2 protein-coding genes are annotated in these 2764 nt (G+C 61.2%); one reads left to right on the top strand and one right to left on the bottom strand.

The window, feature by feature from the left end; genetic code table 11:
• Positions 1-1336, top strand: a 1336-nt coding sequence (locus EN893_RS27640) for a molybdopterin cofactor-binding domain-containing protein (protein ID WP_164901157.1), incomplete at its 5' end; no start/stop codon positions are given.
• A 129-nt stretch (positions 1337-1465) separates the two neighbouring features.
• Here the strand turns inward: EN893_RS27640 and EN893_RS27645 are convergent.
• Positions 1466-2764, bottom strand: a 1299-nt coding sequence (locus tag EN893_RS27645) for an HAD hydrolase family protein (protein ID WP_128361938.1), incomplete at its 5' end; no start/stop codon positions are given.

The following is a 2764-nucleotide window of genomic DNA, read 5'->3' on the forward strand; positions in this document are numbered from 1 at the left end:
CCCTTATGTCGTCGGCGGCACGTCAGCCACCGCGCGCATGTACAATTACGGCTCCGTTCTGACGCATGTTTCGCTGGTTCATGCCGACCGCAACACTCCTGGCTACATGCGATCGCCGCCGGAGACGCCTTATGTCTACGCGCTGGAAAACGCCATGGACGAAATGGCCGTGGCCCTCGGCATGGATCCTGTCGAGTTTCGTCGCATCAATGAACCGGAGAAGGAGCCGATCGGAGGCAAGCCATTTTCCAGCCGCTCACTCATCAAGTGCTATGACCAGGCGTCCGAGGCCTTTGGCTGGTCGAAACGCGATCCCACGGTCGGCTCGATGCGCGACGGCGATTGGCTGGTCGGGATGGGCTGTGCGACGGCAATCTATCCGACAGCCGCCGCGCCTTGCGCGGCCCGGGTTCGTCTCACCGCCGATGGCGAGGTTCGGGTCCAGTGCGGCTCGCATGAAATCGGCACCGGCGTTCGCACCATCGCCGGCCAGATGGCGGCCGAAAGGCTGGGGGTTGGCATGGACAAGATCAGCGTCGAGATGGGCGACAGTGCCTTGCCGCCGGCTCCGGTGTCAGGCGGATCGATCTCGACCGCCAGCGTCTGCTCCGCAGTCATGAAAGCCTGCGACGCGATACGCGAAAAACTGTTTGCCGCCGCTGCGGGCAAGGGGGCTCCGCTGGCAGGTTCGGCCAATGCGAAGCTGGATTTGAAGGACGAAGAGGTCGTTGCCGAGACCGGCAAGTCCGCCAAGCTGGCCGATGTGTTCAAGGCCATGCAGGTCGGCGCCATCGAAGAATATGCCGAGTTTGCGCCGAAGGGTTCTTCGCCTGAAGCCCTCAGCAAACTCTATGCCGGACAATCGGAGTTTCATGGTGGAGAGAACGACGAAGATTCGGTCAAATATGCCTTTGGCGCCGAGTTCGTCGAAGTGCGCATCAACAGCTATACACGCGAAATCCGGGTGCCACGCATTGTCGGAGCCTTCGCTGCCGGGCGCATCATGAACACGCGCACCGCGCGCAGCCAGTTGATGGGTGGCATGATCTGGGGCATCGGCCAGGCGTTGCACGAGGCCACGGAAATCGATCAGCGACACGCGCGCTACGTCAATCGCGACCTGCAGGACTATCTCGTGCCGGTCAACGCCGACATCAAACAGGTCGACGTTATCCTAGTCCCCGAAGTCGACCACCAGGTCAATCCTGCCGGCGTCAAGGGCTTGGGCGAACTCGGCAATGTCGGAACGGCTGCCGCCGTGGCGAGTGCCGTCTATCATGCCACCGGCAAGCGCATTCGCGATCTGCCGATCAGAATAGATGATTTGATAGGCTGAGGGTCAAGAGCTCTGAGAGGAGGGGCTTCACAAGCCGACATCGTCATCGAAATTGTCGCGGTGGCGGCGTTGTCCGACTGAAAAAGTTTTCGCATGCAGCGATAGCTTAATCGCCTTGGCTCTCGAGTGTCACTCCGGGGCTGTGGCCGGAGCCGTGTAACGGCGGCGTACAGCGTCAAGCACCCGCTTGCGACTATCCTGCGCCGACAGGGTCTTGTCCTCTTCCGCCTCGGCGGTTTCGCGCGCCAGGTCCTTGTCCCTGATCTGATGTCGGAACCATTTGGAATAGTCGCCGGTGCGCAAATGAAACTCCCAGGTCTTGTCGTCTATCCCCTCGGCGATCTGAGCGAAGATCATCAGATTGTGAGCCCTGAGGTTCATCGCATTGTCAGGGCCATGGAAATAGAAGCTGCCGGCTTCGTCGAGCTGGCCTTCGGCATATTTCCGGCTGTGCCGCTTGAGTGACTGACGTGGTTCAACCACCTTGACCGTCTTGACTTTCTTGCCCGACTGCGGCCGCCAGAACAGCACGCGCGCGCCTTTGGGCGTTGGAATGTCCTTTGGCGGCTCAATGCCAGTTTCCTTGCAGAAGACCTTCACCACGTCCTTCGCCTTGGGGCCAAGCGCAATGATGGCTGTGACAAGGCGCAAGGCGTCTGTCGAGATCGCCTCGGGGTGAACGGTGATCAGGATTGTGCCCGGCAATTCCAATGACAGGACCGCCCGCGTATCGTCGCGCCGCTTGGGCAGAAGATGGTGCGCTTCATCGATGACGAGCCAGTGCGGTCTCGCGGTGCGCCGGCGGAAACTGCTCAGGCCAGGCAGCAGGTCGGCAAAGAAATCCGGCCTCTCGTCGACGCGCAGGGCCAATCCATTGACGACAATGTTGCTGTCGGCCTTGGCGATCAGATCCAGCACCTGCGCCTTTGTCGGCGCGCTTGAGCCGTCGCCCAGGCGAACGGCGCCTTCGAGGCCGTCATAGTCGCCTTCGGGATCGAAGACGCAGAACTGAAAACCACTTTCGACGAAGCGTTCCGTCAGCGCGGTGGCCAAGGTGGATTTGCCAATGCCGGAACTCCCGGCAATGAGGATCGTGTCGCTCGGCGACAGGTAGACATCATCGCCGCCAGACGATCCAAGAACGATGCCGTCATGGCGCTTCGGCACTATCGCGTGATCACGCTTTATCAGCTTTGCGATTAATTGCTCCACGCCCTTGCCGCGGGCGCCACGCATGACCAGGTCGGCTGTATCCTTGACCGCCGGAATTGCATTGTCGACGGCGGCGCTGCAGCCACAGGCCTGCAGGAACGCGTGGTCGTTCTCGGCATCGCCGACGCCGACGACGTTGTGCGGCGAAAGTCGAAGGTCCTGAAGGGCCGCAGCGAGCCCGGTGGCTTTGTTGATGCCGCTCGGCAGGATCATCAC

The organism is Mesorhizobium sp. M7A.F.Ca.CA.004.04.2.1 (assembly GCF_004022825.1).
Classification (GTDB): domain Bacteria; phylum Pseudomonadota; class Alphaproteobacteria; order Rhizobiales; family Rhizobiaceae; genus Mesorhizobium.